Below are 23,786 nucleotides of genomic sequence, written 5' to 3' on the forward strand. Positions count from 1 at the left end.
GGACCAGCAATGAGCGTGGGAATCGTGATGGGCTCGGACTCGGACTGGCCGACGATGAAGGCGGCCGCCGAGGTCTGCGTCGAGTTCGGCGTGCCCTTCGAGGCAGATGTGATCTCCGCGCACCGGATGCCGGTGGAGATGATCGATTACGGCCGGTCGGCACACGACCGGGGTCTGAAGGTGCTGATCGCCGGAGCCGGTGGCGCCGCGCATCTGCCGGGCATGCTCGCGGCCGTGACGCCGCTGCCGGTGATCGGCGTACCGGTGCCGTTGAAGTACCTGGACGGGATGGATTCGCTGCTGTCGATCGTGCAGATGCCGGCCGGGGTTCCGGTCGCCACCGTCTCGATCGGGAACGCGCGCAACGCGGGCCTGCTCGCGGTCCGCATCCTGGCGGCCTTCGACGAGAAACTGCGGGACCGGATGACCGCTTTCCAGGCGGAGCTGGCAGACCTGGCGAAGGCGAAGGGGAGCACCGTCCGTGAGGGCGCGGCAGAGCTGCGTAAATCCTGAACCACCGCGGTTTCCACAGGCTGTGGGCGGGTAGCCGTGTGATCCCGTCCAATGTCGTCTAAGGTCGTCGATCGTGACTCCGCCCGCAGAACCGGACACACAGCGCATCCCGGTCCGTTACTGGATCTGGTTGTTCGGCGCCGCTGTGTCCCTCCTCGGCGACCTGACGATGACTTTTGCCATCGGATGGTCCGCCAGCCAGCACGGCGGCCGCGTCGCCGGGCTCGTACTTCTCCTGGCCGCGGCGCCTCGCGCTGCCCTGCTGCTGATCGGCGGCGCTGTTGGCGACCGCTTCGGCGCGGGCCGGGTGCTGCTCGTGAGCTGTGTGGCGATGTTCGTCATCACCACCGCGCTCGTCCCGATCACCTTGGCCGTCGGTGAGCCGGTCGCGTTGCTACTCATCACGGCGCTGGTGGTGGGCGTGATCGACGCGTTCTTCCTGCCCTCGTCCCGTTCGATGCCGAGGCTGCTGGTGCCACCGGCTCAGGTGCCCCGCGCGCTGGCCAGCTTCCAGGTCACCGGGGTCGTCTTCGCGATCACCGGTACGGCGGTCGGCGGCGTACTGGTGAACTGGTCGGGACTGACCTCGGCCGCCGGTTTCGATGCCCTGACGTTCGCCGTGATGATCGCCGTACTGCTGCTCCTGCGCGGTACGACGGCGTCGCCCACGCGGGTCACGACGGGAATGTTCCGGTCGATCGCGGACGGCATGAAGATGGCCTTCGGGCGGCCGCTGACCCGGTCCCTGCTGATCATGATGACGGCCGCGGCCGGGCTGCTGATGCCGTTGGACATCCTGCTGCTGCCGTTGCTGGCCAGAGATCATCACTGGAACGCGGCGACGGCCGGTCTGCTGGTGGCCAGCCGCAGTCTCGGTGTCGGCCTCATCGCGCTGCGGATCCTGGCCAAGGGTGCGTTCCCCCGGCCGGGCATGGTCGCCGCGTTCGGGCTGCTGCTGGCCGGCGTCGGGCTGTTCGGGTTGTCGGCGCTGAATCCGATGCCGCTGGTGATCGTCGCGGGCGTGGTGAGCGGTGTCGGCGTCGGGACCTTCACCGGTCACGTGCTGCCGCTGTTGATGAACTCGGTGGACCGGGAGTACCAGTCCAGGCTGCAGTCGGTCGTGGTGCTGTGCCAGAACCTCGCACTCGTCGTGATGAACCCGGTGCTGGGGACGCTCACGGACCTGAACGGAGTGGGCATCACCGGCGTCTGCCTGGGCATCGGCGTCGCCTCGGCCCTGATCGGCGTCGTCGCGCTCACCCGCCCGGTACTGCGGAACGCGGCCGTCGCCTGACAGCCTGACGGCCGCCGACCCTGCTCTTCCACAGGACCAGCGGCCGTCGTTGCCTTACAGCTCGTACTACGGCCTGCCGGGCGCGCGGTAGATCCAGCCCGCGTCGCGCCACTTCTGGGCATCCAGCGACAGCCGGGCGTCCACGATCACCGGATTCGTCACCGCGCCGCGAAGGGCGGCAGGGTCCAGCTCACGGAACTCGGGCCACTCGGTCAGGTGCAGCACCAGGTGCGCGCCCTCGCAGGCCTCGGCCGCGGACGAGGCGTACCGCAGCGTCGGGCGGACCCGGCGCGCGTTCTCCATCGCCTCCGGGTCGAACACGGTGACAGTCGCACCGTGCAACTGGATCCGGCCGGCCACGTCGAGCGCGGGCGAGTCCCGTACGTCGTCGGTGCCCGCTTTGAACGCCGCACCGAGGACGGTGACGTTGCGGCCGACCCACTCGGCGCCGAGCAGTTCGTGGGTGACGTTCACGACCCGCGCGCGCCGGTGCTGGTTGATGTCGTCGACCTCACGGAGCAGCGTGATGACCTCTTCGACGCCGAGCTCACCGGCCCTTGCCATGAAGGCGCGCAGGTCCTTCGGCAGGCAGCCGCCGCCGTACCCGGGCCCGGCGTTCAGCATGCCGCGGCCGATCCGCTTGTCGTGGCCGAGCGCGTCCGCGAGCAGGGTGACGTCCGCGCCGGTCGCGTCGCACATCTCCGCGAGCGCGTTGATGAAGGAGATCTTCGTGGCCAGGAACGCGTTCGCGCCGCCCTTGACCAGCTCGGCGGTCGGCAGGTTGCAGATGACGACCGGGCTGCCCTCGTCGATCGGGCTGGCGAACACCTGCCGCAGGGTGGCTTCGGCGGCCTCGGACTGTACGCCGAACACCAGGCGATCCGGGTGCAGCGTGTCGTCGACACCGTGTGCCTCGCGCAGGAACTCCGGCTGCCAGGCGATCTCGATCGACTCGCCGGCAGGGGCCTCGGTGTGGAAGCGCTTCTCGACCAGCTTCGACGTCCCGACCGGGACGGTGGACCGGCCGACCACCAGGCACGGCTGGGTCAGCAGCGGTGCCAGCATGTCGACCACCGAGTTGATCTGGGCCAGGTCGGCGGCGTCGCTGCTTTCCTGCTGCGGCGTACCCACGCAGATGAAGTGCACATCGGCCCAGTCGGCGACCTGGCGATAGTCGTCGGTGAACCGCAGCCGGCCGGAGTCGGTGTGCTGCTTCAGCAGCGGATCCAGACCCGGCTCGTAAAGCGGGGCCTTGCCGTCGTTCAGGAGCTTCAGCCGGTGCTCGTCGATCTCGACGCCGATCACGTCGAAGCCGAACTCGGCCATCCCCGCGGCGGTGTTCGCGCCGAGGTAGTTGGTACCGATCACCGAGATCCGCAGCGGTCGCTCGCTGGTGGTGGGCGTGCCTTCAGTCATGCGGGCGACTCTACCGATCACGGATACCACCTCGTGACCGGCTCATGGCCAAGCGTTTGCATGTAGTGCGCTTTTGATCACTTTCCGGCTCGCCCGGATCGCCGTACGGGTCGATCCGTCGTAGATTGTGACTCGTGAGTAACTCATTCGATCTGTACGCGCTGTCCGAGGAGCACCAGGCGATCCGGGCCGCCGTTCGCGCTGTCTGCGACGCCAAGGTGGCCCCGAACGCCGGTGACGTGGACGAACTCGCCGAGTTCCCGAAGGCGTCGTACGACGCGCTCAAGGCGTCCGACTTCCATGCCCCGCACATCCCCGAGCAGTACGGCGGGGCCGGGGCGGACGCGCTCGCCACCGTGATCGTGATCGAGGAGGTGGCCCGCGCCTGCGCGTCCACCTCGCTGATCCCCGCGGTGAACAAGCTCGGCTCGCTGCCGTTGCTGATCTCCGCGTCGGAAGAGGTCAAGACGCGTTACCTGCCGCCGGTGGCCGCGGGCGACGCGATGTTCTCGTACTGCCTGTCGGAGCCCGAAGCCGGCTCGGACGCCGTCTCGATGAAGACCCGCGCGGTCGCCGACGGGGATTCCTTTGTGCTCAACGGTGTGAAGCGCTGGATCACCAACGCCGGCGTGAGCGATTACTACACGGTCTTCGCGGTGACGGACCCGGACGCCCGGTCGAAGGGCATCAGCGCCTTCGTGGTGGAGAAGGCCGATGACGGCGTCTCGTTCGGCGCCCCGGAGAAGAAGCTCGGCATCAAGGGCTCACCGACCCGCGAGGTCTACTTCGACAACGTCCGGATCCCTGCCGGGCGGATGATCGGCGACCCGGGCACCGGCTTCGGTACTGCGATGGCGACGCTCGACCACACCCGCGTGACGATCGCGGCGCAGGCACTCGGGATCGCCCAGGGCGCCCTCGACTACGCGCTCGGGTACGTCAAGGAGCGCAAGCAGTTCGGCAAGGCGCTGGCGGAGTTCCAGGGCCTGCAGTTCATGCTCGCCGACATGGGCATGAAGATCGAAGCCGCCCGCCAGCTCACGTACGCCGCGGCAGCCCGCTCCGAACGCGGCGACAGCGACCTCACCTACTTCGGCGCAGCCGCCAAGTGCTTCGCCTCCGACGTAGCGATGGCCGTCACCACCGACGCCGTCCAACTCCTCGGCGGCTACGGCTACACCCACGACTACCCGGTAGAACGCATGATGCGCGACGCCAAAATCACCCAGATCTACGAAGGCACCAACCAGGTCCAGCGCATAGTCATGGCCCGCCAACTCCTCAAAGGCCTTAGCTGAGGGGGTTTCTCGCAGGTCGGAGACTGATTTCAGGCGGCTTTGGGGGTCGCGATGCCGAAGATGGTCGTGGAGGCAGGCGTCGCTCACCGGCCGTCGAGTTGCTCGCGTAGCGGAGCGGCGATGCGGGCGAGCACGGCGCCGAGGTGGCGTTGCTGTGCAGCGCTGAGTGGGTCGAACACCAGTTGTCTGACCCGCTCGACGTGAGCCGGGGCGCTGTCCTCGACCTTCCGCAGACCCGCGTCGGTCAGGGTCGCGAGGGTGTACCGGCCGTTGTCCGAGTCAGGGCACCGGGTGATCCACCCCTGCTGCTCGAAACGGATCATCAGCTTGGACAGCCGTGGTTGCGTGCTGTTGCACTGCGCGGCCAACTCGCTGAGCCGCATCGTGCGCGTCTCGGTCATGGACAGCCGGGCCATCACGCTGTACTCGAAGTTCGAGATGCCCTCGTCCCGCTGCAACTGACGGTCCAGCAGCGTGGGCAGCGCGATGACCACGGTGCGCAGATCCTGCCACAGCTTCTGCTGCTCGTCGTCGAGCCAATGGGGGGAGCCGCTCATGCGCCCAGCTTACTTGACTGGGCAACTTGGCATCCAGTGGCGTCTTCGCTGCCAAGGAGCAGGTACTGAGCCGGCCGGGTTCTGCGATGGTGTATCTCTTGACTTGCCTAGGCAAGTCAGGCACACTCTTTCACGGTTGCCCAGGCAAGTGCGGCGGCGTCCCCGGCGACTCGCCCTGAAGAGATCGGCACCATCACCATGACGAGTAGTCCGATGTCCTTTCCCGGCCGAGCCGGGGCCCTACGACACGCGCCATCGACCGGATGGTGGCCGGCAGCTCGACCCGGTCGGTGCAGATGAGCCGAGTGCTCGCGCCGCTCGAGGTACGGGCGGGTGGAGATGGCGACCACCGGTCCGGAGACTCCCCCGTTCGCCACGGATCCGACACCACGAAACCCCAGAGGAGAGCGCCGTGAAGGCGATTCGCTACCACGAGTTCGGCACCGCCGAGGTCCTACGCCAGGAGGAGGTGGAGCGTCCGGTCCCCGGTGCCGGCCAGGTGCTGGTGAAGGTGGCAGCCACCTCGTTCAACCCCGTCGACGACCACATCCGGCTGGGTGTCCTCGCTGAGATGATCCCCACCTCGCTGCCGATCACCCCCGGCCTCGACGTCGCCGGCACCGTTGCCGAGCTCGGCGACGGAGTCAGCGGACTGCAGGTCGGCGACCCGATCATCGCCATGTTCCCGATGGACGAGCACGGCGGGGCCGCCGAGTACGCGGTCGTCGCGGCCGACCTGGTGACCGCGGCGCCTCGCAGCATCAATCTGACCGACGCCGCATCACTGCCCCTGACCGGGCTGGCCGCTCGCCAGGCCGCAGTCGAGCTCGCCGGGATCAAGGCCGGCCAGACCGTTCTCGTCAACGGGGCAGGCGGTGCGGTGGGAAGCATCGTGGTCCAGCTCGCCGTCGATGCCGGTGCGAAGGTGACCGCCGTCGACGGCCCCCAGCACGCCAACCGCCTGAACGGCTACGGTGGGGAGAAGGTCGTCGGCCCGCTGGACCTCGACGCAGGCCCGGCCGCCGTCGGTGGTCCCTTCGACGTGGTGGTGAACCACGTCCGGCTGGCTCCCGAGGACCTCGCGAAGTTGACCCCCTACGTGGCCGACGGCGGCATCGTCGTCAGCTCCGCCGGCCCGGTGCCGGCCGACGAGGCACGCTCGGTACGCACGGCGGGCGTATGGGTCGGCCCCGACGCCTCCCACCTGGCCGACCTCGTCTCCCGCGTCGACAACGGCGTACTCAAGCTGCACATCGCCGACCGCCGGCCGCTGGAGGAACTGCCGACCGTCCACCAGGATGCGAGCAACGGCAAACTGCTCGGCAAAACGGTCATCGTCGTCGCCTGACGCCACGCCGCGTCCACCGTCGAAGCCCTTCTACGGTGGACGCGGACGTACGCGGGGCGTCACGGCGTAGCTCTGGCGGTGGCCGGCCGGAGCCGCAGCCCGCTCGGCGCCGTTTCGTGATCGTCCCTGGCGCGGTGTTAGCGGCCGGCCCGATGGCCGGCGCTCCGTCTTTCTCGTTCGGCGGGCTGCCGTTGATGACCGCGGAAGTCGACGTTCAAGTCTGGGCGTGGTCGACGGCGGAAGCGGAGGTCGTTCGGCGCGACGGGATCGCGGGCTGAGCCGGTCGGGGACCGAGCTTGCACCGGTACACCAGATCCGCGCGTCGCCGTTCCGCCGCACAGTAATCGAGCGGTTGGTTGACTGAACCCACCGCACCCGGGTGCGCTCGGGGCGGTCGGTGGGGCGGGGTCATAGCTCGTCGGAGACAAACGATTGATGGGTTTCCAGTCTGAATCGCAACCTGGAATCTTGCCCGTATCCCCTTGCACTGAAGGGCTTTCGTCTCTAACTTCGACCTACCGCCCGCCCACCTGAGGAGTCCCTGGTGAAACGTCGTATCGCCTTGCTGATTGCCGCCGTCGCCGCGTCGATCGGCGTACTGGTCCCGATCAGCTCCGCCACCGCCGTCCCGATCTACAGCATCGGCCCGTACGCCACACAGGCGGACTGCAACGATGCCCGCACGAGCACTCGCGATCAGTTGGACCCGTGGTACCTCAGCGCGTGCAACCACCGCACCGACGGCTGGTACTTCATGATGTCGGGTAACTAGCGTCCCGCGTCGGAAGAAGTCAGTTGTAGGTCTGTCCGTGCGTCGCAACCTGCGCTGCCTTCAGTTCGCCAGCGAGTTCCGCTCCCTCCTGTTCTAGTGCCGCGACAAGAGACGTTGAGGTCGGAATCGGTGGTCAGCCCTGCTGGACCAGTGCGCCGCCCAGCCGGCCTCAGCCTCGCTCCCACCCGCAGCCAGCCATCCGGAGCGCGACCTTGTGCACCGGCTGAGCAGATACCGCCCGCAGAATCCCGGATCCGGTGCACACAGTCGCAGCCCGCCGAATCCGGGACGTGCTGCCGGGACCTGGAACACCTGCCGGGGCTGGGACACCGTGCCGGGGGCTGCGACACGAACCGGGGGCTTGGACACGAAAGCGGGGGCTTGGACACGAACCGGGGGCTTGGACACGAACCGGGGGGCTTGGACACGAAATAGCTTGTCCGAGCCCCCGACATCCTGTCCAAGGTCCCGCCACCAGCCCGGCCAGGCCACACCCATCACCGTCACACCCCCCACCGCACCGCGCGATCCGCGCGATCCGCGCGATCCGCGCGATCCGCGCGATCCGCGCGATCCGCGCGATCCGCGCGATCCGCGCGATCCGCGCGATCCGCGCGATCCGCGCGATCCGCGCGATCGCCAAGACGCGAGCAGAACCCAGGGGCGGCGATCACCACCCCGACGTTGCTTGACGAGGCATTGGCTTTGCCGTCTGCCGCCCAACTGTGCGGCATCGGGCATGTGGTGAGACCAGGCCGCGGCAGCGCCACTCATTCGTTGCCGCGGCGACTCTGGCCGCAGGACAAGGTGATCGCCTCGCCGGCTGGTGAGGTCTGCCCCGAGCGAGCTGAGTTCGGACCGGCAGCGGGAGGCGGTATTGGCGCGGTGCCGTTCGGCGCGGATGCAGCACGGTGACGAGTCGCGACAAATGCCGCCGGATGTCGCCGGACTCAGGAAACGAGTTCCGCTAGCGGGTGCTGGAAGTCGCCATCGACGGGTATCAGCGGTTCCCCGGCGCGGAGAAGGTCGCCGCGAAACATCTCTCGAAGAACAGTGACGACCCCGAACTCGCAGTCGACACCGTGATCGAGCAGCACATCCGGCTGGCCGGCCTTTAAGGTCGGCGAGCCGCCCGGGCGACGATGTGGCGCGGCCCAGTCGGCGAACCGCCTCGTGAACCCGTCCGGCCACGCGGTGGGTAGGGCGCCTGAATACAACGGCGAGGACACCCGCCGCGGCAATCGCCCTACCGGAGTGAAATATGGGCCCAGTTCGGGTCCGCAGTTGGCGCACCGGCGATGAGTGATGAACCGCAGGCCGGAGGGCATCAGCTGAAAATCACCCCCGCGCACCTCCTGTCACGGGAGTTCGTAGATCAGGGCGTCGGGGGTCTTGTAGCGGAGGGTGGCGTAGGTGGTGAGTTTGGGGGAGACGATGGTTTGGGTGGGGTCGGCGTAGAGCCAGTGGACGCCGTATTTGGTTTTCAGGAGGCGCAGGTTGTCTCGGGTCGGGGTGGTGAAGGCTCGGTCGTTGTCTTCTAGTTTTTGTTCGTCCCAGAAGGGGAGGCCGTTCGAGCTGAGGCCGGTGGTGGCTACCAGTTCGTTGATGGTGTTGGTGTAGCCCCAGCCTTCGACCAGGACGTGGCGTTCGCTCAGGGCGGCGATCCAGAAGTGCCGGGAGTCGCAGCCGGCGGCGTTCTTCGTGGTGCAGTGGGCGTTGGTCGCGATCAGCTCGTTGGGGGCGGTGTGGTCGCGCAGCCAGGTGGCAGCGGCGGCTTGGGTGCTTGAAGGGCCGAGGGGGCCTTTGTCGGCCAGCGGGCCAAGGTCGACCACGGGGGTGTGGGTCATCGCCTGGACCGGAAGGAAGAACCCTGCGCCCATCGCGGCGAGAACGAACGATGCCATCGCGATCCGGGTCGGCCGACCTCGGCGCTTGGCCAATTTCCACAGCACGGTGATCAAGGCCGTGACGGCGAGCAGGAAGCCGATCGTCCATACCCACGGGGTGATCAGGCCGGTCAGGTGGCCGTCGGGGGTCAGGAACGGTCTGCCCTCGCCCGGGTTGGCCTTGGTGATCGCCCGGGCCGCGGCGGTCGCACCGACCCCGCCGAGCAGCGAAACGAACACCAGCAGCCCGGAGCGCCGGTCGGCGAACCAGAACACCAGCATCCACGTTCCCGCGACAGCGAGCGCAGCGATGATCGGTATCGCGGTCCGGTGGAAGTAGAGCTGGCTCCCGCCCGGCTGGTCGGTCAGTACCGAGGCGCCGAAGCCCGCGATCGCGATCCCGACCAGGAAGATCATCCCCGGATCGCGGAACCAGCGTCCCGTCGTACCGAGCAGCACCAGCAGCCCGGCCGAGCCGAGGAGCAGGCCGAGGCACATGGTGATCCCGCTGAACCACATCGCGGTGTGGTCGAGCGTGCTGGCATCGGTCTGCTGGGAGATGAGCGGGTAGATGCCGAACTTGGCGAAGGTGATCCAGGGCCGGACCGCGAGACCTGAGGACTTGTTGCCGAAGACGACCACTACCGCAGCCATGAACAGGCCGGCCAGCATCACCGCGATCAGCAGCGCGCCCTTGGCGAAGCGGCCGTACAGGAGCCGGATCACCAGCACCAGCCCGGCGCCGCAGATGATCAGCGGCAGCACGGTCGCCTTCGAACCGGACGCCGCCGCGGCGATCACGAGGAAGAGGATCCAGGTGCCAGGTCCGCTTCGTCCGCGCAGCAGATCGATCCCGATCAGTGCCAGCAAGGTGATCAGGGCGCCGCCGAGGTTCTGCGTCGGGCTGCCCCAGTCGTAGTTGATCAGGCTCTCGGCGGGTAGCCGGACGGCCGGATACGCGTCGACCGTTCCTGCGATCGACGCGATGGCAATGGCGAGCGGGCCGGCCCAGCGTGAGCCCGGTGCGACGCGGTCGGTGAGGGCGTAGATGAGAGCGCAGCCGGCGAGCAGTAGCGGGATCCAGCCGATGTTGTAGATCAGGTCGGTCAGGTCCACGCCGGTCGCCCAAGAGGTCGCGGCGGTGAACTGGTGCCAGAAGTAGTGGTAGTCCATCCGCTCGCCGTTGACGTACGGCGCTTGCAGCGGCACGTCGTACTTCGCGCTGGCGGCCAGTGCCTGGTGGAACGCCATATCCGGCACGTTCGAGCGAGCATCGGTGTAGGGCGCGGGGTTGGCGATGCGGTAGCGCCCTATGTGGAACAGGGGCGCCGCGCAGGCGATGGCGACCAGCCAGGCGGTCAACGGCGAGACCGGCCGCTCGACCCGGCTCAGGCAGCGTCGGCGCCAGGTCGGCACGACGGCCACCACGATCAGCACAGGAGCGGCCCAGAGCCAGGCCCATCGCTGGCCGCCGAGTGGGGCGACGGCGAGGTAGACCAGGATCAGCACGGATACGCCGACCAGCGATCCGGCCGCGAAGTCCTCGATCAGGTTGTGCCGGAACGGGCTGGCCAGGCGCCAGAGCAGGGTGCCGGGCAGCGTGATGCCGAAGATCCAGAACCGCAGCAGACTGACGATGTCGTGGCTGGACGAGTGCGCCGCCATCAGCCAGATCACCAACCAGGCAAGAGCGACCCCGGCGGCCGCCTTCACCACGGTGCTCCCGATCGGCCTCCAGGGCAGGCGTTCGACCGACCATGACGGCCGGGCGACCGCAGTCTCCGTAGCCGGGTGGCTACGGGGCGCGACGTCCGTCGTCAATGGCACAAAGAGAGCTTAGGCGGCACGCAGCCACCAGTGCGTCGCCTGCGGTCCGGCCGCGCCGTGGTACCGGCGGCCCTTCTCGGATTTCTCGATTCTGAAACCGGCGTCGGTGAAGATCTGCCGGCAGATCTCGTCGGTGAGGATCAGCGGATGCATGGCGTCCGGCTGGTCGTGCATGTCGAAGCTCAGCAACGCGAGGCCGTCGGGCTTCAGGTACTTGCGGATGTGGCGCGCGCCCTCGGCGAAGTCGAAGCCGTGGTCGAGCGCGTTGATCGACACGATGAGATCGCCGCGGCCCTCGAGCTCGGGGACGAACTGCTCGGCGGGCACCGAGTACATTTCGTCGGCCTTGTCCAGATCGTGCCACGCGACATCGGTCATGTACCGGTCCGCGAGCGGCTCCAGTACGACGAGGGTGGCACCTTCGAAGTACAGGCTGCGCAGTTTGCTGCCGGCGCCGACGTCGATGATGGTCTTGCCCTCCCAACCGGTCGGTTTGAGACCGAGAGCAGCCCAGTCGCGCTGCACGTGGGTCCACCAGACTTCCTGTTCGGCGCGGAAGTTGTGCCGCTTGTGGAAGCCCAGCTCGCCCTCCTGCGCCGCCGACGCCCAGGCGTCCCGATCGATGCTGGCGCGCCCGACGGCCTTCTCGGCGGGCCGCGCGGGCCCCTGGTTGGTCTTCGCGGGCAGCTTGAACATCCGCCGCAAACGCCGCTTGACCCGCTTCGTGAATGTGACCATGCGGCAGTTTAGAGGCGAATGAAGCTCTGGCCGGATGTTAAAAGCAGCAATTTCACAAACCTTGAAATGGGGGAATGATGCAACCTTTCCGGACCCACCGGCATCCGCGAGGCAAAAGTGCAGAAAGTAGTCGCTCGGACACCGATCAACAGATCGAGGTGTTTCCGGGAATGCCGCGGGCACGGATGTCAGGATGGCTGGATGTCGTTCAGCGAGGTTGTCCGGGTCAGTACGCCAATGCTCGAGGTCGCCTATCAGGAGGCAGGTGATCCGGGTGGGTTGCCGGTGGTGTTGCTGCACGGATTCCCGTACGACGTGCGGGCGTACGACGGAGTGGAGCCGACGCTTGCGGACGCCGGATTGCGGGTGATCGCGCCCTACCTGCGGGGATATGGGGAGACGAGGTTCAGGGACCCGGAGGCCGTCCGGTCCGGCCAGCAGGCCGCGTTGGGTCAGGATCTGCTGGAGTTGATGGACGCACTCGAGATCGAGCGGGCGATCGTCGCGGGCTACGACTGGGGTGGTCGCGCCGCGTGTATCGCGGCGGCGCTCTGGCCGGAGCGAGTGCATGGCTTGGTGACGGTCGACGGCTACAACATGCAGGACATCGCGCACTCGGGGGAGCCCACGAAGCCGGAGTGGGAGGCCACGTACTGGTACCAGTACTACTTCCACAGCGAGCGGGGCCGTGAGGGGCTTGAGCGCAACAGGGACGAACTGTGTGAGTACTTATGGCGCACCTGGTCACCGGAGTGGGCCGATGCGGCAGCCGCCTTCCCGGCCAGCGCTGCCAGCCTGCACAATCCGGACTTCGTCGATGTCGTGATCCACTCCTACCGGCACCGATTCGGGCTCGTCGCCGGCGATCCGCGGTACGACGCGGTCGAGGCGCGGATCGCTCAGCAGCCCGTGATCAGCGTGCCGACCGTGGTGCTGGAGGGTGGAGCCGATGGTGTCGGTGGGCCGCGCGGAGCCGATGACCCGGAGGAGCGTGCACTCTTCACCGGCGCGTATCAGCACCGCGTCCTGCCGGGGATCGGGCACAACGTGCCGCAGGAGGCACCCGCTGACTTCGCCGCCGCCGTACTCGAGCTGGTCTGAGGGGCAGCCGTGCGGATTCTCTTTGTCGGGAACAGTTTTACGGGTAGGAACAACCTGCGAGGGTTGCTGGCCGGGTTGGCCAAGGAGCGCGGGGTGGAGGTCGAGTCTCGGCTGATCTCGGCCGGAGGCGCCTCGCTACGGCAGCACCTCAATGCTGGAACGGCGCTCGCGGCGATCGCCGACGGCGGGTTCGACACCGTAGTACTGCAGGAGCAGAGCACGTTGCCGGCCAAGAGTCCCGCGCGGATGCATGACAGCGTCCGGGACTTCCATGCGGCAATCGAGGAAGCCGGCGCCCGTACTGCGTTGTACATGACCTGGGCTCGCCAGAACGGTCCGCAGCAGCCGATCACCACCGCCTATGCCGGCATCGCCACAGAGCTCGGCGCCACGCTTGTTCCCGTCGGCATGGTGTGGGAACGCTTCCTGCGCACCCACGACGAACCATCTCTGCACGACAAGGACGGCAGCCACCCCGCTCTCGCGGGCAGCTACCTCGCCGCTTGTGTCTTTCTGATCGCCTTGCTGGAAGAGGATCCGGTCGGGATCGATGCCCCCGTGAAAGGCTTGGCCGATGACGCCGCCGCCTTGCTCCGCGAGCAGGCCTGGTCCATCTGCGAATCGCTGGCAGGCGGCAACTGAGCAGCCGCCGGTACGACGAAGTTGAGCAGACTCCCGTCGCGTTCCACGGCCACGGCCGGCCAGCGGCGGCGGATCATCCGGGCAACCCGGTCGTTGGCCGCGTTCACGACGAAAAGGAGCCGGGTGGCTCCGGCCTCGAAAGCATGGCCGGCGGCGATCCCGAGCAGTTGGATCCCGAGGCCGCGATTCTGCTCCGGTTCGCTGATCACGACCGCGAGTTCGGCGGTCGGCACGGTGCTTGCCGCTGCCCAGGCCCACATCGCATGCCCGACGATCTCGTCGTCGCGGGTCGCCACCCAGGCCGCACCGGCTGGCCGGAGCAGCCGTAGTAGCAGGGACTCGCGCGGCGGACGGCCGACCGCGGTCTGGAAACGCATGTAGAGACTGAAATCGGTCAGCCCGGTCAGCATCGCCGCCAGGTCGTCGGTGTCCGCTTCGCCGGCGGTACGGATCCGCGGCGCGTCCATCTGAGTCTGGTTCACGGATTCAGGGTCGCCGGGTTGGCTGAGTCTGTCAAGAAGACTTATCCTCGGAGGCATGATCGAGCAACAGGCCAGGCCCGAGGCGATGCACTGGTCCACCGAGAACTGCACGATCTCCCGGACGATGGACATCCTGGGGGAGAAGTGGATGTTCCACGTCCTGCGCGAGGTCTTCGTCGGCGTCCGCCGGTTCGAGGACATGCGGGCCCGGGCGGAGATCCCGCGCCAGGTGCTGACCGATCGGCTCGCCGCGCTGATCGAGCGCGGACTGCTCCGCCGCGTGCCGTACCGGGTGGCCGGCCAGCGCGAGCGGTACGAATACCGCCTCACGAAGGCCGGCCTCGACCTCTACCCGGTGCTCGTCGCGCTGGTCCAATGGGGCGACCAGTACCTGCCGCTCGACGACGGTCCGCCGCTGCTCCCCGAGCACCGCGACTGCGGCGAAAAAGTCAGCGTCGTACTACGGTGCGAGGCCGGGCACGAACCGGCGCCGCGCGAGGTCGCCCTCCGCCCCGGTCCGGGCGCCCGGCCCCGCATCAAGGAAGAGCTTGCCTAAGGCATCAATTGCTGTAGCCCTGGTGGGGTTGACCAGAACAACCGTACGCCGCTGCTCGGCCATCACCCGGTCGTACTCGTCCCAGTCGTCGTGAGCAAGGCCTGCCGCTTCCGTGAGTGTGGCCATCAGCCCTGGCGGGCCTTCTGGCGGGGGTCCAGCCGGTTGATCACGTAGACGCGACCGCGGCGGCGGACCACCTGCGAGCCCCGCTTCGCCTTCAGCGCCTTCAACGAACGTCGTACCTTCATGACGGTTCCTCTCTGTCGTCCCACCTAACGCAAACCGGCCCGAAGAACTTCCCGACCGGTTTGTCGATCCAGCCGTGGCTGGTTCGACGCTTGGGCAGAGGCAGGGATGCTGCCGCCGGGAAGAGGAGTGCGAGATGTCGTTTCAGGCCTACCTGGACAAGATCGAGGAGAAGACCGGGCTGACTCCGCGGCAGTTGGTGGAGATCGCCAAGGAGAAGGGGTTCGACGCGCCGCAGACCAAGGCCGGCACGGTCGCCGACTGGCTGAAGGCGGACTACGACCTCGGCCGCGGCCACGCGATGGCGTTGTTCCACGTGATCAAGAACGGAGTGAAGATCGGCGGCAAGCACGTGAACTCGGGCGGGACCCACAGCGATCCGTCCGACACCCTGTGGCTGGACGGCAAGGCGACCAACCCGCAGCGGTGAGCTCAGTCGAGCGCCTTGATGGCCTCGCGGAGGAGTTCCTCGGTTTGACGTGGGCGGAGCGCGGTGATCGCCAGCGAGTCCATCGTGACGACGTACTCGTCGAGGTCCTCGCGCTTGTCCAGGTAGACGGCGCTGGTGAGGTGCTCGATGTAGACGACGTCGGGCAGGTCCGCCTCGCCGAATCGCAGGATGCTGAACGCGCCGCCGGTGGCCGTGTAGCCGCCGCGGCTGAACGGGATGATCTGCAGCGTCACGTTGTGCCGCTGGGAGGCCTCGAGCAGGTACTCCAGTTGCGCCCGGAACACCTGCGTCCCACCGATCGGGCGCCGTAGTACGGCTTCGTCGATCACTGCCCAGAGGCGGGCGGATCGCTTCCTGGTCAGCACTTGCTGGCGGCCGGTGCGCAGCGCGACCAGGCGTTCGACCTCGATCTCGGGCAACGGGCGATCGCGTCCGAGTTGCACTACGGCGCGGGCGTAGTCCGGGGTCTGCAGCAGTCCCGGCACGAACTGGAGCTCGAAGGTACGGATCAGTTCGGCCGCCATCTCGAGGCCGAGATAGGAGTGGAACCAGCTCGGCGTCACGTCGTCCCAGCGCTGCCACCAGCCGGGGTTGTTGGCCTCCTTGGCCAGATCCAGCAGGCGGTCGCGTTCGGCCTGGTCGTCCACTTTGTAAAGCGTCAGCAGGTCGTCGACGTCGCGGACCTTGAAGCCGACCCGGCCCAGTTCGAGCCGGCTGATCTTGGACTCCGAACCGCGGATCGCCCAGCCCGCGTCGGACCGGCTGATCCCTGATTCCTCACGCAACCGGCGCAAGTGGGCGCCGAGCATGATCCGCAGGGCGGTCGGCCCGCCGTACGCATCCAGCTCTGTCACGGAGTCTCTCCACCTTTTCGCCTCGTCCCGCCGGAGGATCATTTCACGACTTCCGGCGAATCGGCTCCAGTCGGCGCGCTCACGGCGCTGAAAGGCGCCGCGACTGCTAGTAGGGTCGAGCTCGACAGGCCACTCAATCAAGAACGAAGGTCGCTGATGCCCGACGCCGCCAAATCCCCCAGTTCCGTTCCCGTTGGCATCGATACCAGCCGGGCCAGCATCGCCCGCGTCTACGACGCGTTCTTGGGTGGTAAGGACAACTTCGAGATCGATCGCGAGGTGCTGCGGCAGGTGGCCACGGTTGCCCCGCAGGTGACCGACCTCGCCTGGTCGAACCGGAACTTCCTGGTCCGCGCCTGCAGGTTCCTGGCCGGCCAGGCGGGCATCACGCAGTACCTCGACTGTGGCTCCGGTCTGCCGACCGCGGAGAACACCCACCAGATCGTGCAGCGGCTGCAGCCGGACGCGAAGGTGCTGTACATCGACAACGACCCGGTGGTGCTCGCGCACGGCCGCGCGCTGCTGGAGGAGAACGAGAACACGCTCTTCATCAGTGCCGACATCTTCGAGCCCGAGAAGGTGCTCGCCCTCCCGGAGGTGCGGAAGTTCCTCGACTTCTCCCAGCCGATCGCGCTGATCCAGAACGGCACCCTGCACCACTACCTGGGCGACGACGCCCCCGAGTTGATGCAGACCTACACCGACGCCCTGGCCCCCGGCTCGTACGTCGTGATCTCGCATTTCCTCGACCCGGAGACGCCCGAGCACGCCAAGACCGCCCGGGCGCTGGAGGAGCGGTTCACGCACAGCCCGATGGGGTCCGGCCTGTTCCGTCCGTACGACCAGATCAAGGCGATGTTCAACGACCTCGAAATGGTCACCCCTGGTCTGGTGCTGTGCGACGAATGGTGGCCGGACGGCCCCCGCATCGCGCCGCTCAGCCAGATCGAGGAGTGCATCGCCGGCGGAATCGGCCGCAAAGCCTGATCCCCACCAGAAGCCGCGACCAACACCTGTTGGTCGCGGCTTTCAGCTGTACTGCGAGAGCAGGACGGCGGTGGTGTTCTCCTCCAGGGCCTGGAAGACGTGGGCGATGTCGCCGGGATAGGCGATGTAGTCGCCTGGATGGAGCTCTACCGGATCTTCTGCCGGGCCGACCAGGGCGCGGCCGGTGCTGAGCACGACGTGCTCCACGATTCCCGGCATGTGCGGGTCGGACTCCCGGCCGGGGGCCGGGCGCAACGACGATCCGGTAGACGTCGCGGCGCGCGTTGGGCGGGCAGGACGCGACCAGGGTCGCGCTGTAGTCGCCGTGTTCGGAGTACACGGCCGGCCCTTCGTCGGCGCGGATCACGTGCACCCGGGGCTTCGGCGGATCGACCAACTGGCCGAACTGGATGTCGAGAGCAACGCAGAGCGCCCACAGGGTCTCCACGCTCGGGTTCCCGGTGCCGGACTCCAGTTGCGACAGCGTGGACTTGGCGACGCCCGCGCGTTTCGCCACCTCGGTCAGGGACAGGCCGGTCCGGGCCCGTTCGCGGCGTAGCGATGAGGCGATCACGTCCAGTGGTGCCTTCGTGTCCATCGGCGTTCGCTCCATCGGTCCATCCGTTCGACTTGACGAACAAGTCGCTGAGTGTTCATCATAAAACCCATGCGTTCGATATGGCGAACCCTTCAGCAGAGTCTCGACAAGGGACTGGCGCGAGACATCGCGCTGGTCTGCCTGGCCGATGGTGTGGTCGGCCTTTCGTACGGCGCGATCAGCGTCGGTGGGGGACTCGACCTCTGGGTTCCGGTACTGCTGTCCGTGGTCGTGTTCGCCGGGGCGTCGCAGTTCCTGTTCGTCGGGATCGTCGCCGCCGGCGGCAGCCCGATCGCGGCCACCATCGCGGGCCTGCTGGTGAACAGCCGGCACGTGGCCTTCGGGTTGGCCGTCAGCGACGTGATCGGGGCCGGCTGGAAACGGCTCCCGGGCAGTCATCTGATGACGGACGAGAACGTTGCCTTCGCCCTCGGCCAGGATGAGCTGAAGCGGAAGCGCGCTGCCTACTGGATCTGCGGAATCGGCATCTTCATCTGCTGGAACCTAGGCGTCCTGGCCGGCGGTCAGATCGGCTCGGTGATCACCGACACGGACGTGTTCGGCCTCGACGCCGCCTTCCCCGCAGTACTGCTCGCCCTTGTTCTTCCTTCCCTGCGGGACAAATCGACCCGTACCGCGGCGGTGGCGGGCGTCGTCGTCGCGCTCGCGGTGACGCCGTTCCTCCCGGCTGGTCTACCGGTGTTGCTGGCCCTGGTGGGCCTGGTGTTCTACCGAACCGAGCAGTCCCCGAAGAAGTTGCCTGAGGCAAAGGTGGTCGTGTGAGCAATCCCGGGTTGGTGCTGATCGGCGTACTGGTCCTTGCGGTTGGGACCTTCTCGCTGCGGATCGCTGGGCCGCTGCTGCGCACGCGGTTCGAGCTGCCGGCGCGGATGGAGAAGGTGATGGCGGCTGCGGCCGTGGTACTGCTAGCAGCGCTGGTCGCGACGGCCGCATTGACCGATGGACATGGCGCCGCGGGGATCGCGCGGCCGGCCGGTGTACTGGTCGGCGGAGTGCTTGCCTTGCGCAAGGTTCCGTTCATTCTGGTGGTCGTCGCCGCGGCTGCGACCGCGGCCGGGTTACGACTCGTCGGCGTACGGTGATTTCTCGTCAAAGCAAAACGGACCGGCGCGAGAGGCAGTCTCGAGCCGGTCCGTTTTTTGGATCTAGCTGGTTGCGCCGGCCGCTGTCTTCGGTCGGAGCAGGAAGGCGCCGAGGTACAGCACGGCGGCGATGATCAGCAGCCCGTGGAAGCCGATCAGCAGGCCGGCGTACTCAAGGCAGCCGCCCAGCATCGCGCCGAGCAGGTTGGCGCCGAAGCTGGCGGTGCCGTCCGCGGTGTCGGTGAACCGCTTCGCGAAGATCACGTTCGCGGCGAAGATCGGGGTGAACGCGATCAGCACCGCGACCAGGACCCGCAATCCGACCGGCATCGAGAGCAGCCAGCTGTCCGGGAAGACCCAGCTCAGCAGCAATCCCGCGAACAGGACGACGAACATCACTTTGATCGGTGGTGTCTTGAACCGTCTCGTGACTTCGACGGCCGCTAGCACCGCCACCAGCACGCCAGCGAAGACGATTGCGTTCACCACCCAGGTAGTACCGAACAGCAGGGCGAACCCGGTGATGCTCTTCGTCTCCAGCAGCATGAAGCCCGCGCCGAGCAGGAACAGGTCGGTGTAGGGCTGCATCCGCCGGTACGACGAACCGCCGCCCGCGATGCCGACGCCGATCAGTCCGGCGAGCAGCACCAGCCCGATCGTGACCAGGTACAGCGATGGGATCCGGTCGGTGAACAGGTACAGGAACGGCCGGTTGTCGGTGGCCGGCGGCGGGGTGATCGCGGTCGGCCCGGCCCAGACGGTCTCACAGGTCTGGTCAGCCTCGGTGAGACCGACCGTGACCACGGCCTGCTGCAGGCCGTCGCCGACCTTGTCCACGCACGGCTTGTGTCCGAAGGCCTCCTGCGCCGTCGAGGCGAGCCGGTCGATCAGCCAGGTCTCGCGGTAGTAGTTGTACATCGCGAACGCGCCACCCGGTTTCAGGTGCTTGCGGGCGCTCTCGAAGGCCTGCTGGGTGAACAGGTAGCTCTCCAGCCGCAGCGAGCTCGCGCCGTTCACCAGCGTCAGCGAGTCCGGCAGCGCCAGCAGGATCAGGTCGTACTTCTTGTCGGTCCGGGACAGGAACGCCCGGCCGTCGTCGATGTGCGAGCTCACCCGCGGGTCCTGGTACGGGTGGTCCGGGTTCTTCGCCTTGCCGATGTCGCGGATCCGCGGGTCGATCTCGACCGCGTCCACGTGCTCGGCGCCCTTCTTCAGCGCGATCGCGACGTCCGAGCCCGAGCCGGCGCCGATGATCAGGACGTTTTTCGGTGCCTTGCCCGCGTTCGCACGGTCATAGGGCAGTCCGTACTGCGGCTCCCACTGCAACCGGGCATCGGCCGGGATCGCCTGCTGATGCGGTACGCCGTTCACCGTGATCGTGAGAAGCGGCACGCCCTTCCACTCGAACCCGGCGGTCTGCACCTTGTAGTACGGCGACCAACTGTTGTCCGGCTTCGTCGACTCGTGGAACAGCACGCCCACCATCACCAGCATCGGGGCGAGTACGAGCGCGGCGCTCAGCACCGTCGCGGTCATCTTCCGCTGGCCACCAGCGGTCGGCACCATCAGCGCCACGAACATCACCGTGACGATCGCGCCCCACCAGATCGGCGGTGCGCCGAGGAACGACAGCGCGGTGAAGCTGATGATCCCGATCAGGCTGCCGATCAGATCGAACCGGTACGCCGTGAGGCGCGGCAGGTCGGCGAAGCACCGGCCGACCAACTCAGCGGGCCCGGCCAGCACCACGGCCGCGGCGATGAAGATGATCGGCAGGATCACCCAGACCGGCGGGCCGGTGGTGTTCAGGCTGGTGAAGTAGATGACGCTGGACGAGCTGCCCCGGTTGACCGTCACCGGCTTCCACGCGATCACCGCGACCAGCAGGCCGAGCATCAGCGGGGAGTAGTACGGCAGCCGCTTCGCCCGGCCGGACCGCAGGATCCCGATCCCGATGCCGAGGAACGAGCCGAGCAGCACGAAGTTCGAGAAGTAGCTCAGGTGCACGACATTGGAGCCGGTCCAGCGGATCAGCGCGAGCTCGAGGAAGAGCATCAGCGCGCTGGCCGCGACCAGGCGGGGTTTCACCCCCAGCGGGTGCTGCCACTTGTCAGGGGTTGCTTGGCGGGGCGTGGAAGAGTCGACTGCCATGGGCGGGGACGTTACCTGATTCGGTGTGTCAGGCATCACCCCAGCACGGAATCCAGCGCCTTCGTCACCCGGCGTACGCAGTACGGCCTGTGCACGAGCCGCCACCGAGAGCTTACGTCCGAAGAAGTGGAGGGACGTGCACTCCACTTCTTCGGACGTAACGGAGCGGCGCGGACGGCGGGGGCGGTCGCCGTTCGTGCCGGTGTCGGTCAGCGCCGGGCGGGCTTGACCAGTTGGCAGCCGGACTTGTTCAGGTCGATCGTGCGGGTGGCGGTCAGGCAGGTGTAGAACCACCAGGTCTGCTCGCCGTACGCCGCGCCCTGGTCGACGGTGACGTTGCCGTTCGCATCGACCTCACACGGGTTGTTCACCGTGCAGCGCTCGCCGTCCTCGTTACCGGTGTTGTTGATGCCGATCACCTCGCCGTTGCTGGTGCTGACGATCGGCGAGCCCGAGGTGCCGCCGATGGTCTCGCAGCCCGGCTGCAGGTACTTGATCGAGTTCTGCCAGGTCCAGTTGCCCTCCCGCAGTCGCGGGATGGTGGCCTGCACCGAGCAGGTGTAGATCCGCTTCCAGTAGCCGGAGACGACGGCCATCCCGGCGCCGTCGGCCGGGCCCTGCTTGGCCAGCGTGAGCGGGGTGACGTTCAGCCGGGACTTGATCGAGGCGTAGGACTCGTTCACCTCGTACAGGATGACGTCGGTCTTGGTCATCGTGCCGTAGAGGATCCGGGTCGCGCGGACCGTGCCGGCGTTGCTGGAGCTCGGCCGCAGCAGGGTGATCTGCCGGGTGGAGGACTTGTTCACCAGGACCTGGCCGGGGCTCAGGAACCCGTTTTCGTAGCAGTGGCCGTTGGTGAGTACGAGTGCCTTGTCGGTCGACACCGATTCGGCGTACCGGACTAGCGAAGCGGAGCAGTTGCTGAGGGCGGCGATACCGGTGAAGTCGGCGCCTGGTGCGGCGAGCCGGGGTGCTGCTGTCTTCGGCGCGGCCGCGGTAGCAGCCTGCATGGCGAACGCCTGGCTGCCACAGAGCAGCAGGGCACTGACCGCGACGGTGGTCGCAGCAACGGAACGGAACAGTCTCATGGGCGGTTTCCTGTCCTCACGGCGGAGCTTGCAAAGGGGGCGGAGCAAGCAGGGCGTAATCACCCCAGGACTCTTCGTATCGGACAACCGGCCCGCGGAGCATCACAACTGGATGAAAATCTGCTGGAATCAGCAGAGTGAAGGGTTAACCTGCGCTTCCGGCGAGCAGGCCCTGCGTGCTGTCGGTGGGTGCTCGTCCTGTTACTGTTCGTTTCCGAACCCGCCCGCCTCGAACCATGCCACCGCCCGGTACGTCGTACCTGATGACCGGTGGGTACAAGAGGCAGGGCGGCGCGCCTGATTTCGGCGACCGTCCGGCCATGGCCATACTGAACGGCGCGCGACGTGCGGCTACGGGGGCCGTCCCGGTCGAGGATCGGCAGCCGCGCCGTACGGAGAACGGAAGGACGACATGCCGCAGGAGAAGCCAGACCTGCGCAACCTCGCCGAACCGGTGCGATTCAAACGCGCTTTGACGTTGTTGCTGATGACCTTGATCGTGCCCGGATCCGCGCAGATCGCGGCCGGCAGCAAACGAGCCGGGCGCTGGGCCTGGCGGGTGATCTTCGGCATCGTCGCGATCATCGTCTTCCTGCTCGTGCTGTCGCTGGTCTGGCGGTCGGGCACGATCAACCTGCTGGTCTCACCGAAGACGCTGCGGCTGGTCCAGGTGCTGCTGATCCTGCTGGCGATCGGCTGGGCGGCGTTGTTCGTCGACGCGTACCGGCTCGGCCGGCCGCTGACGCTGGAGAAGAACCATCGGCTGACCGCGAGCATCATCGACGGCGTACTGGTGGTGCTGGTGATGAGCGTGCTGATCTACGGCAGCACGATCGTGTCGGCGCAGCGGGACTTCGTCGCGAGCGTGTTCGGCAACGGGGTGAAGTCGAAGGCGGACAAGGGCCGCTACAACATCCTGCTGCTCGGCGGCGACTCCGGCGCTGACCGGATCGGCACCCGGCCGGACAGCATCACGATGGCGTCGGTGGATGCCGATACCGGCCGGACCGTGCTGATCGGCCTGCCGCGGAACATGGCGAAGATCCCGTTCCCGGCCGGCACCGAGATGGCCAAGCAGTTCCCGCACGGCTTCGAATGGAAGAACTGCGGCCACGACTGCTATCTGAACGGCGTCTACACCTGGGCGATGGGCCACAAGCAGTTCTTCCCGGGCGTCAAGGAGCCCGGCCTGCTCGCCACCTCGCAGGCGGCCGAGGGCATCACCGGGATGAAGGTCAACTACTACGTACTGATCGACATCGCCGGTTTCCAGCACCTGCTGGACGCGGTCGGCGGGGTCACCGTCGACGTCGGCAAGAAGGTTCCGATCGGCGGGATCGGCGGGCCGATCAAGGGATACATCCAGCCGGGGAAGAACCAGCATCTGGACGGGTACCATGCCATGTGGTTCGCGCGGTCCCGGGCGGGGGCCAGCGACTACGAACGGATGACCCGGCAGAAATGCGTGATGACGGCGATGCTGAACCAGTTGTCACCCCAGAAGGTGCTGACCAAGTTCCAGGCGATCGCCTCGGCCAGCAAACAGGTGGTGCAGACGAACATTCCGGCCGGTGAGCTCGGTACCTTCACCGATCTCGCGCTGGACTCGAAGAAGCTGCCGGTGTCAAGCTTCTCGCCGGTCCCGCCGCTGATCCACACCGGCGATCCGGACTTCGACCTGGTGCGTACGAAGGTCGCCGAGGCGATCAGTAAGTCCGAAGCGCTGGACAAGGCGGCCTCGGACGGCAACGGTAAGAAGGCGAACACTCCGAGTAAGGCACCATCGAAACCCAGTACGCCGGCCAAACCCTCCGGCAGCCCGTCCAAACCCAGCACCGACGTCGACGACGTCGCTTCGATCTGTAAGGCCTGACCTGA

Annotated in this window: 23 protein-coding genes and 1 pseudogene; 13 read left to right on the forward strand and 11 right to left on the reverse strand. The window is 67.4% G+C overall.

Annotated elements, in window-relative coordinates; genetic code table 11:
* Positions 1-9: 9 nt before the first annotated feature.
* Entirely contained in the window at positions 10-513 is a 504-nt protein-coding gene (purE, locus tag F1D05_RS27270; RefSeq protein WP_185443326.1) for a 5-(carboxyamino)imidazole ribonucleotide mutase, read from the forward strand.
* 73 nt (positions 514-586) lie between these two features.
* On the forward strand, positions 587-1,807 hold the full coding sequence (locus F1D05_RS27275; RefSeq protein ID WP_185443327.1) for an MFS transporter: 1,221 nt from the start codon (positions 587-589) through the stop codon (positions 1,805-1,807).
* A gap of 66 nt (positions 1,808-1,873) precedes the next feature.
* Here F1D05_RS27275 and F1D05_RS27280 read toward each other — a convergent pair whose 3' ends face one another.
* Entirely contained in the window at positions 1,874-3,223 is a 1,350-nt protein-coding gene (locus F1D05_RS27280; protein ID WP_185443328.1) for a UDP-glucose dehydrogenase family protein, read from the reverse strand.
* A gap of 134 nt (positions 3,224-3,357) precedes the next feature.
* Here F1D05_RS27280 and F1D05_RS27285 point away from each other — a divergent pair, with 134 nt between their 5' ends.
* Positions 3,358-4,521, forward strand: a complete 1,164-nt coding sequence (locus tag F1D05_RS27285; protein WP_185443329.1) for an acyl-CoA dehydrogenase family protein — start codon at positions 3,358-3,360, stop codon at positions 4,519-4,521.
* A gap of 83 nt (positions 4,522-4,604) precedes the next feature.
* On the opposite strand, the gene F1D05_RS27290 is transcribed toward F1D05_RS27285, so the two are convergent.
* Positions 4,605-5,078: a MarR family winged helix-turn-helix transcriptional regulator gene (locus F1D05_RS27290; RefSeq protein WP_185443330.1), complete on the reverse strand. Its 474-nt coding sequence runs from the start codon at positions 5,076-5,078 to the stop codon at positions 4,605-4,607.
* 412 nt (positions 5,079-5,490) lie between these two features.
* Here F1D05_RS27290 and F1D05_RS27295 point away from each other — a divergent pair, with 412 nt between their 5' ends.
* The 3 genes from F1D05_RS27295 to F1D05_RS27310 all read left to right on the forward strand — a co-directional run bounded on the left by F1D05_RS27295 (position 5,491) and on the right by F1D05_RS27310 (position 8,316).
* A complete protein-coding gene (locus F1D05_RS27295; protein ID WP_185443331.1) occupies positions 5,491-6,426 on the forward strand; it encodes an NADP-dependent oxidoreductase in 936 nt (311 codons plus the stop codon).
* A gap of 544 nt (positions 6,427-6,970) precedes the next feature.
* Positions 6,971-7,198, forward strand: a complete 228-nt coding sequence (locus F1D05_RS27300) for a hypothetical protein (RefSeq protein WP_185443332.1) — start codon at positions 6,971-6,973, stop codon at positions 7,196-7,198.
* A gap of 974 nt (positions 7,199-8,172) precedes the next feature.
* Complete coding sequence (locus F1D05_RS27310) at positions 8,173-8,316, forward strand: hypothetical protein (RefSeq protein ID WP_185443334.1); 144 nt, start codon at positions 8,173-8,175, stop codon at positions 8,314-8,316.
* A gap of 240 nt (positions 8,317-8,556) precedes the next feature.
* Here the strand turns inward: F1D05_RS27310 and F1D05_RS27315 are convergent, their stop codons facing one another.
* Positions 8,557-10,911, reverse strand: a complete 2,355-nt coding sequence (locus F1D05_RS27315; RefSeq protein WP_246486006.1) for a hypothetical protein — start codon at positions 10,909-10,911, stop codon at positions 8,557-8,559.
* A 9-nt stretch (positions 10,912-10,920) separates the two neighbouring features.
* Positions 10,921-11,832: a methyltransferase domain-containing protein gene (locus F1D05_RS27320; protein ID WP_185443335.1), complete on the reverse strand. Its 912-nt coding sequence runs from the start codon at positions 11,830-11,832 to the stop codon at positions 10,921-10,923.
* Positions 11,833-11,850: 18 nt separating this feature from the next.
* Between F1D05_RS27320 and F1D05_RS27325 the strand changes: the two genes are divergently transcribed.
* Positions 11,851-12,750: an alpha/beta fold hydrolase gene (locus F1D05_RS27325; RefSeq protein WP_185443336.1), complete on the forward strand. Its 900-nt coding sequence runs from the start codon at positions 11,851-11,853 to the stop codon at positions 12,748-12,750.
* A gap of 491 nt (positions 12,751-13,241) precedes the next feature.
* Here the strand turns inward: F1D05_RS27325 and F1D05_RS27330 are convergent, their stop codons facing one another.
* The gene (locus tag F1D05_RS27330; protein ID WP_246486007.1) at positions 13,242-13,874 is read right to left on the reverse strand and encodes a GNAT family N-acetyltransferase; all 633 of its coding nucleotides are present in this window, start codon (positions 13,872-13,874) and stop codon (positions 13,242-13,244) included.
* Positions 13,875-13,929: 55 nt separating this feature from the next.
* On the opposite strand from F1D05_RS27330, the gene F1D05_RS27335 reads away from it, so the two are divergent.
* Positions 13,930-14,430, forward strand: a complete 501-nt coding sequence (locus F1D05_RS27335; protein WP_185443337.1) for a winged helix-turn-helix transcriptional regulator — start codon at positions 13,930-13,932, stop codon at positions 14,428-14,430.
* Between the two features lie 125 nt (positions 14,431-14,555).
* Here F1D05_RS27335 and rpmJ read toward each other — a convergent pair whose 3' ends face one another.
* On the reverse strand, positions 14,556-14,678 hold the full coding sequence (gene rpmJ / locus F1D05_RS27340; protein ID WP_185443338.1) for a 50S ribosomal protein L36: 123 nt from the start codon (positions 14,676-14,678) through the stop codon (positions 14,556-14,558).
* Positions 14,679-14,812: 134 nt separating this feature from the next.
* Between rpmJ and F1D05_RS27345 the strand changes: the two genes are divergently transcribed.
* Positions 14,813-15,106, forward strand: a complete 294-nt coding sequence (locus F1D05_RS27345) for a DUF4287 domain-containing protein (protein ID WP_185443339.1) — start codon at positions 14,813-14,815, stop codon at positions 15,104-15,106.
* 2 nt (positions 15,107-15,108) lie between these two features.
* On the opposite strand, the gene F1D05_RS27350 is transcribed toward F1D05_RS27345, so the two are convergent.
* The gene (locus F1D05_RS27350) at positions 15,109-15,936 is read right to left on the reverse strand and encodes a helix-turn-helix domain-containing protein (RefSeq protein ID WP_185449509.1); all 828 of its coding nucleotides are present in this window, start codon (positions 15,934-15,936) and stop codon (positions 15,109-15,111) included.
* A gap of 201 nt (positions 15,937-16,137) precedes the next feature.
* On the opposite strand from F1D05_RS27350, the gene F1D05_RS27355 reads away from it, so the two are divergent.
* Positions 16,138-16,968 carry an SAM-dependent methyltransferase gene (locus tag F1D05_RS27355; protein WP_185443340.1) on the forward strand — a complete coding sequence of 277 codons (831 nt, stop codon included), beginning with the start codon at positions 16,138-16,140 and terminating at the stop codon, positions 16,966-16,968.
* A gap of 42 nt (positions 16,969-17,010) precedes the next feature.
* Here the strand turns inward: F1D05_RS27355 and F1D05_RS40975 are convergent, their stop codons facing one another.
* Entirely contained in the window at positions 17,011-17,187 is a 177-nt protein-coding gene (locus tag F1D05_RS40975; protein ID WP_246486971.1) for a hypothetical protein, read from the reverse strand.
* A gap of 226 nt (positions 17,188-17,413) precedes the next feature.
* A pseudogene (locus F1D05_RS40980) lies at positions 17,414-17,581 on the reverse strand (helix-turn-helix domain-containing protein); the annotation flags it as partial.
* A 54-nt stretch (positions 17,582-17,635) separates the two neighbouring features.
* Here F1D05_RS40980 and F1D05_RS27365 point away from each other — a divergent pair.
* Complete coding sequence (locus F1D05_RS27365; protein ID WP_185443341.1) at positions 17,636-18,349, forward strand: AzlC family ABC transporter permease; 714 nt, start codon at positions 17,636-17,638, stop codon at positions 18,347-18,349.
* Positions 18,346-18,669 carry an AzlD domain-containing protein gene (locus F1D05_RS27370; RefSeq protein WP_185443342.1) on the forward strand — a complete coding sequence of 108 codons (324 nt, stop codon included), beginning with the start codon at positions 18,346-18,348 and terminating at the stop codon, positions 18,667-18,669. The genes F1D05_RS27365 and F1D05_RS27370 overlap by 4 nt, the downstream gene beginning before the upstream one ends.
* 63 nt (positions 18,670-18,732) lie before the next feature.
* Here the strand turns inward: F1D05_RS27370 and F1D05_RS27375 are convergent, their stop codons facing one another.
* Together F1D05_RS27375 and F1D05_RS27380 are read right to left on the reverse strand one after the other, a co-directional pair.
* Entirely contained in the window at positions 18,733-20,820 is a 2,088-nt protein-coding gene (locus F1D05_RS27375; RefSeq protein ID WP_185443343.1) for a spermidine synthase, read from the reverse strand.
* A gap of 209 nt (positions 20,821-21,029) precedes the next feature.
* Entirely contained in the window at positions 21,030-21,908 is an 879-nt protein-coding gene (locus F1D05_RS27380; protein WP_185443344.1) for a S1 family peptidase, read from the reverse strand.
* 412 nt (positions 21,909-22,320) lie between these two features.
* Between F1D05_RS27380 and F1D05_RS27385 the strand changes: the two genes are divergently transcribed.
* Positions 22,321-23,781, forward strand: coding sequence for an LCP family protein (locus tag F1D05_RS27385; protein WP_185443345.1), 1,461 nt, complete (start codon positions 22,321-22,323; stop codon positions 23,779-23,781).
* The last annotated feature ends 5 nt before the right edge of the window (positions 23,782-23,786 follow it).

Origin of the sequence: Kribbella qitaiheensis, from assembly GCF_014217565.1 — a bacterium.
Taxonomy (GTDB): Bacteria; Actinomycetota; Actinomycetes; order Propionibacteriales; family Kribbellaceae; genus Kribbella; species Kribbella qitaiheensis_A.